Annotated in this window: 2 protein-coding genes; both read right to left on the reverse strand. The window is 57.0% G+C overall.

Going from position 1 to position 7,265, the window contains the following annotated elements; genetic code table 11:
* Positions 1-3,191 (reverse strand): hypothetical protein (locus VKV18_RS08965; protein WP_324203866.1); only part of this gene is annotated, 3,191 nt, incomplete at its 3' end.
* A 119-nt stretch (positions 3,192-3,310) separates the two neighbouring features.
* On the reverse strand, positions 3,311-7,258 hold the full coding sequence (locus VKV18_RS08970) for a DNA-directed RNA polymerase subunit beta (protein WP_324203867.1): 3,948 nt from the start codon (positions 7,256-7,258) through the stop codon (positions 3,311-3,313).
* Between the last annotated feature and the right edge of the window lie 7 nt (positions 7,259-7,265).

Raw genomic sequence — 7,265 nt, forward strand, 5'->3', positions numbered from 1 at the left:
ACGGAGCGCACCGGTACCCGCAGAGAGCGGGTGATCTCGTAGATATTGGAAGCCAACTCGCCGCGCTTTGCCCGCGCTCGCGTTACCCCGCGATCCACCAGTGCCTGCGCTTCGTCAACCGTCATCAGATCGCCTTCACGCGCAAGCACCTCTTTGGTTGCGACGTCAAGAATGGTATCGCGCGCAACGCGAATCTGCTCAAGACGATGGGCAACCGCATCGGATATCTCCTCATTGGCGCCCACAAGTATCTCATGTGTTAATGGGTCTTCGATCTCCGAAAGCGTGTAGCGGCCACGAATACGTTCGCCCAGCGATTCCAGCACCTCTGTACCGTCGAGTATCTCCTCAACCTCAATGCCCTCGGTGGTACCGCAGTCCTTATCGCGCACGATCACGTCTTGCGACACATCCACCAGGCGGCGGGTAAGGTAACCGGCATCGGCGGTGCGTAGGGCGGTATCGGCCATTCCTTTTCTGGCGCCGTGCGTGGAGACAAAGAACTCCAGCACCTTCAGCCCCTCATGGAAGTTAGATTTGATGGGTAGGTCTTCGATGAGGTTTCCAAAGGGGTCGGTCATCAGGCCGCGCATGCCGGAGAGCTGCGCCACCTGCTTCGTCGAGCCACGGGCGCCGCTGTTGGTGATGATGTAGATGGGGTTAAACTGGTTATGCTCGTCGAAATCCTTCATAATGGCTTTAGCCACATCATCGGAGGCCTGCAACCACTCTTCCAGCACGCGCCGTTTTCTTTCGGCGGCCGACAACATTCCCATATCGTAGGATTGGTTAATCTCGCGAACCCGCTCTTCAGCTCGCCGGATGATTTCGTCGCGCTCGCTGGGGCTGTCCATATCCGTCATGGCGATGGTTATGCCGCCCTTCATGGCGTATTTGAAGCCGAGCGATTTCATCTCATCCAAAAACTGGACGCACCGCTCCTTGCCGTGCTTCGCGTAGACGGTGGAAACAAGCTCGGCGAGGGCGCTCTTGTTCATGGTATGGAAGAGATAGGCATCGGCATACTTTAGCTTCTCGGGCAGAATCTGGTTAAAAATCAAGCGTCCCACCGTCGTGCAGTAGCGGGTTACCGCCTCCTGCAGCTTGCCCGTAGGAACCTCTTGCCAGCCTTCAGACGTACGGTAACGCCACCGTCCATCGCTTCCTTTCACAAGCCCTACGATCTCTTGTCGCCATTGGGGCGTGTCGTCGCCGTCGTTGTAGAAGGGGCGCGGCATCTTGAGGGTAATCGGGTCGTGCAGCCCCAACTCGCCGCTGCTATGGGCCAGCAGCGCCTCATCCGGCGAGGAGAAGACGTAGTTTTTAGGTTCCTCGCCCTCCTTCAGCATGCGCATCATGGTGAGGTAATAGCAGCCCAACACGATGTCTTGCGTGGGAGCCACGATAGGCCCACCGTGAGCGGGGCTAAAGAGATTATGTGAGGAGAGCATCAGAATTCGCGCCTCCGCCTGGGCATAGGCCGAAAGCGGCACATGGACGGCCATCTGGTCCCCATCGAAGTCAGCGTTGAAGGCATAGCAAACCAGCGGATGAATTTGGATGGCCTTCCCCTCGATGAGGATAGGCTCGAAGGCCTGAATGCCCAAACGATGCAGCGTGGGCGCTCTATTCAACAGCACCGGATGCTCCCGAATCACCTCTTCAAGGGCGTCCCAAACTTCGGGCTTCGCCTTTTCGATCATGCGCTTGGCCGTTTTGATGTTGGTGGTGTAGCCGTGTTCCACCAGCGTCTTCATAACGAAGGGCTTAAACAGCTCAAGCGCCATCTCTTTAGGTAGACCGCACTGATGCAGCTTGAGGTGCGGCCCCACCACGATCACCGAACGCCCGGAATAGTCCACCCGCTTGCCCAACAGGTTCTTGCGGAAGCGCCCCTCTTTTCCTTTCAACATATCGGAAAGAGATTTCAGCGGGCGACCGTTGCTGCCCAACACGGGGCGTTGGCGACGGCTGTTATCAATGAGGGCATCAACCGCCTCTTGAAGCAGGCGCTTCTCATGGTTTACGATGCTTTCAGGTGCTCTAATCTCTATGATGCGTTTCAGCCGGTTGTTGCGGTTGATGATACGGCGGTAGAGATCGTTTAGATCGGATGCGGCAAAACGCCCGCCTTCCAGCATCACCATGGGGCGCAACTCCGGCGAGATAACGGGCACGGCCTCGATGATCATCCATTCGGGGCGGGTACGCGAGGCCAAGAAAGCCTCTACCAGCTCAAGACGCTTTGTGGCACGCACGCGTTTTGGGCCTTGGGTGTTCTCCACCTCCTGCCGCAGTTCGCGCTTAAGCTCCTCGAGGTCAATGCGTTGCAGCAACTCTTTTATGGCCGCGCCCCCTTGACCGGCCCGCACCATGTCGTACCAAGTATTGTCATCGAAGTGGCGGGCCAACACCTCTTGGAGGTTTTCCAGTGCGCGATACTGGTCTTCGGTAATCAGGTCGCGGGGTTTTATCTTTTCAAGGGTAGCGAGGGCATTACGGAGGTCTTGAATACGAAACTCCACGTCCTCCTCCTCATGACGCAGCCGCGTCTCAAGCTCGGCCCGTTTACGGGCAATGATCTCTTCCGACCATCCGTCGGCAGCCTCTTCTGGGTCATCCGAGGCGGCTGCAGCACGCCGGCGCTGCACCTCGCGATTAAACTCTTGAATGCGCCGCTCTCGGTTTGCGGCCCCTTCTTGGCGGATTCTATCCTCCTCTGCGGCCACCACGGCGCGAATTTCGCTGAGGTTTTCGGCGATCTGTACCTCGTCCACATCAATGACGATGTAGGCTTGGAAATAGAGCACGCGCTCCAGATGGCGTGGGCTCATGTCGAGGATAAGCCCTAAGGGGCTAGGAACCGCTTTGAGGTACCACACATGGCATACGGGCGCGGCCAACTCGATATGCCCCATGCGTTCACGGCGAACTTTGCTACGCGTTACCTCAACACCGCAACGCTCGCAGATAACCCCTTTGAACTTCATCTTTTTATAGCGGCCGCAGTGGCACTCCCAATCTTTCACCGGGCCGAAAATCCGTTCGCAGAATAGGCCATCCCGCTCAGGTTTAAAGGTACGGTAGTTGATCGTCTCTGGCTTCTTAACTTCGCCGTACGACCAGGCGCGGATCTCTTCGGGAGAAGCTATCCCGATCTTTATTTTTGCAAACGTGCTGGCATCTGCCATAGGAAACGTTTCCTCCAGACCGTAACGATCAAAGACGTTGACGACAAAGAGTTCCGGCACCCCCTAGCCGCAGGCCGGGGAACGGCCAGAACTCTCATGCGTGCACTTGTAGCGATTGATCAGATATCGTAATCATCACGCGGATGTTCGCGTAAGGCTCTCTGTTGCCGCCGTGCGGCAGCTTTAGCCGGGTCTTCACCCGGTTCGATGTCATCATCCCCTGCATTGAGGTCAATGGGTTCGTCCTTATCGTTCAAAACGGTGACTTTCAGGCAGAGGCTTTGCAACTCGTTCACCAGAATTTTGAACGATTCGGGCACGCCGGGTTCCAGAATCGTGTCGCCTTTCACAATGGCCTCATAGGTTTTTACGCGCCCTTGAATGTCGTCGGATTTGATGGTAAGGATCTCTTGCAGGGTATAGGCAGCCCCGTAGGCTTCGAGCGCCCAGACCTCCATTTCGCCGAAGCGCTGCCCGCCGAACATGGCCTTGCCTCCGAGCGGCTGCTGGGTTACAAGAGAATAAGGGCCTGTGGATCGGGCGTGAATCTTGTCGTCCACCAGATGAGCAAGCTTCAGCATGTAGATCACGCCAACCGTTACCGGCATATCGAACGTTTCCCCGGTAAGCCCATCGCGAACCCAGGATTTTCCGGTGTGCGGGTCAAACCCCACACGCGCCCGGCAGTTCTCTTCGATCTTTTGCACGATGGCCTCTACCACCTCTTCATGTGAGGCGGTGTTGGTGACGGCAGCGGCCAGCAGCTGCGAAAGCCGATTTAAGTCCTCTGCCGATCTCTCCATAAGCGCCTCGCGCACAGGCTCTAGCAGGCGCCGTATGTAGGCTTCATAAAGAGTGCGGGCATGCTCGGCCTGTTCTGGGGTGGCCTGGCCGTTTTGCAGGGTGGCGTCGGCAGGCAGCGGGTACTGTTCGCGATAGACCTTCGCAAATTCGTTGAAAGGCTCTACCGAATCGAGCGACACATACAGGCGCAGTTCGCTGTTCAGATATTTCTGCAGCCGCTCACGCCAGAACTTGGCGCCGAGAATCTCCATCTGCTCGATGATTTCGCTCTCGGTCATGCCCTCGAAGGAGGGGTTAACAAAGCTACAATTAAGGTGATGAGCCACATAGCCCAGATGGGTTTCGAGGATTTGGCCGATGTTCATGCGCGAAGGCACGCCAAGCGGGTTCAGCACAATGTCTACGGGTGTGCCATCCGGCAGGAAGGGCATATCCTCCACAGGCAGTATCTTGGAGATGACTCCTTTGTTGCCGTGACGTCCGGCCATCTTATCGCCTTCCATAACCTTACGTTTCTGGGCGACGTAGACCCTCACCAGCATATTTACCCCTACGGGCAGCTCGTCTTGTGGGAGGCGTAGCAACTCGCCATCTTGCGAGTCGCGCATGCCGGGTTCGGGTCGCTTACAAAAGTTATAGACACGCCCATCGCGCGCCCCCTGATACTTATAGCGGCTGAACACCTTCACATCTATCACGCGTCCGCCGTTTCCATGAGGAACGCGCAGGCTTACATCACGGGTCTCTTCGGCCTTCTTGCCGAAAATGGCGATGATCAGGCGCTCTTCTGCCGTCAGCTCCCCTTGCCCTTTCGGCGCCACTTTGCCCACCAGGATATCGTCGGGGCGAACCTCGGCGCCAACGCGAATGATGCCGTTCTCATCCAGGTCGCTCAGGGTATCTTCGCCCACGTTGGGGATGTCGCGGGTGATCTCTTCCGGCCCTAGTTTGGTATCGCGCGCTTCGGTATCGAACTCTTCAATATGGATAGAGGTGTAGACATCGTCCTTCACCAAGCGCTCCGAAATGAGAATGGCATCTTCAAAGTTGAACCCGCCCCACGGCATAAAGGCCACCAGCACGTTTTGGCCGAGGGCCAACTCGCCGTTTTCTATGCAGGGGCCATCGGTTAGCACCTGCCCTTGGCGCACGTGTTGCCCCTTGCGCACAATGGGGCGTTGTGTGATGCAGGTGGAGTTATTGGAGCGCAGCATGTTGAGCAGATAGTAACTGTCCACGCGCCCGTCGGGAGTTGTGATATCGATCTGCTCCGACGTCACGCGCGTTACCACTCCGCTGCGTCGGGCGCGCACCACCGCGCCCGAATCGAGGGCAGCTCGTCGCTCCATGCCGGTTTTCACCAACGGGGCCTGAGGCCGCAGTGTCGGAACGGCTTGGCGCTGCATGTTGGCTCCCATCAAGGCGCGTGTGGCCTCGTTGTTCTCAATGAACGGAATGAGCGCGGTGGCGATGGAGACAAGCTGCACGGGGGCCACATCCATGTACTGCACCTGAGCGCGATGGACCGTGGGGTAGCCATCCTCGTAGCGTACCTGCACATACTCATCTCGAATCCGACCGTCTTCATCGAGGGGAATGTTGGCGGGCGCGATGTAGTAGCGATGGTCTTGATCTGCCGTCATCCACACGATTTCGTCGGTAACCACCCCATCTTTCACTTTGCGATAGGGCGTCTCTAAAAAGCCGAACTGGTCTACGCGGGCATAGACCGCCATGGAGCCGATGAGGCCGATGTTGGGGCCTTCGGGCGTCTCGATGGGGCAGATGCGTCCATAATGGCTATGGTGGACATCACGAACTTCCAGTTTTGCATTTTGGCGCTGCAGCCCCCCCTGCCCCAAAGCCGAAAGGCGCCTTTTGGAGACCAGTTCGGCCAAGGGGTTGGTCTGATCCATGAACTGTGAAAGCTGTGACGAACCGAAAAAGCTTTTAATGCTGGCGCTAATCGGCTTGGTGGCCATGACGAACTGTAGGTTGATGTTTTCGGAGGCGGTCATGCGCTCCTTCACCACCTTTTCCATGCGCTGGAAGCCGAGGCGCAACTGCGCACACAGCTGTTCGCCCACACTGCGGATGCGCTTGTTCTCAAGGTGATCAATATCATCCGTCGAGCCGACGCCGGCGCTCAGATTGATGATGTAACGAAGGATGCCCACCAGGTCTTCCTTGGTGACGACACGGCACTTGAGTTCAACCTGGATACCGAGCTTTTTGTTCACCTTATAACGCCCAACACGGGCGAGGTCGTAGCGGCGCACATCATAGAACTGCGCCTGCAGCAAGCTTTTTGCCGATTCGAGAGACACGGGGTCGCCGGGCTTCAGCTTACGATAGATTTCGATTAAGGCCTCTTCCGGCGTATTGGAGGTGTCTTGCTCCAGCGTGGCCTCCACGTAGGGGTTGACCTCCAAAACCTCAATGGAGGGGAGCTTGAGATCGGCAACCGCTTTGGCCACGGTTTTATCGGGTATGCGGTGGGTTGCCCGTACTAAAACTTTGCCTTTCTTATCCAAAATATCGGCGGCGGGACGACAGCCCACAAGCTGTTCAGGCGTGGGGTTCTCGATGACGGTTACCTTAGAGAAGGCGCGCACAATCTCCTCTGTGGAGCCGACCGGCGAGTACAGAGAGACAACGAAATCGGGGCCAAGCTTCTCCGCAAGAGCCTGTAGCACCTCATAAGTGGCCGGAGCGTTCTCCTCCGCCAAAATCTCTCCAGCAACATGCACCACCTGCGCTTTGTAATGCTTAGAATCTACCGAGCGCTTTTGAGTGGTGTATTGGGCAATTTCACCGGTTGTTTTGTCCACCTGAGCCACAATGTCGGTTGGGGCTACCACCGGTTTGGCAAAGCGGGTTACGAAGAAATAGTCTTTTTCCGCCTCTTTTCCATCGGCGCCCTCTACCTGCTTATAGACCCAAAGGTTTTCCAACGCTTGGCCCAGCGTGAGCTGTATCGGCTCGTGGGCTTCTGGAAACACCTGCAGCGCCCGCAGAAGCATGGTAAGAGGAATGACCTTACGGGCCGACCCAACGATATGGGCCATGATCTGATGTTGTGGATCGGTTTCGACCTCCAGCCAGTTCCCCTCTTGGGGAATAAGGCGTGCCCGAAAGAGCACCTGGCCGGAGAGATCGAGCCAGTCCTCAAAATAGACGCCTGGAGAGCGCGACAGTTGGCTTACCACCACGCGCTCCGCACCGTTGATGATAAAGGTGCCTTTATCGGTCATGAGCGGCAGATCGCCC

This window comes from Chthonomonas sp. (assembly GCF_035294505.1).
Lineage (GTDB): Bacteria > Armatimonadota > Chthonomonadetes > Chthonomonadales > Chthonomonadaceae > Chthonomonas.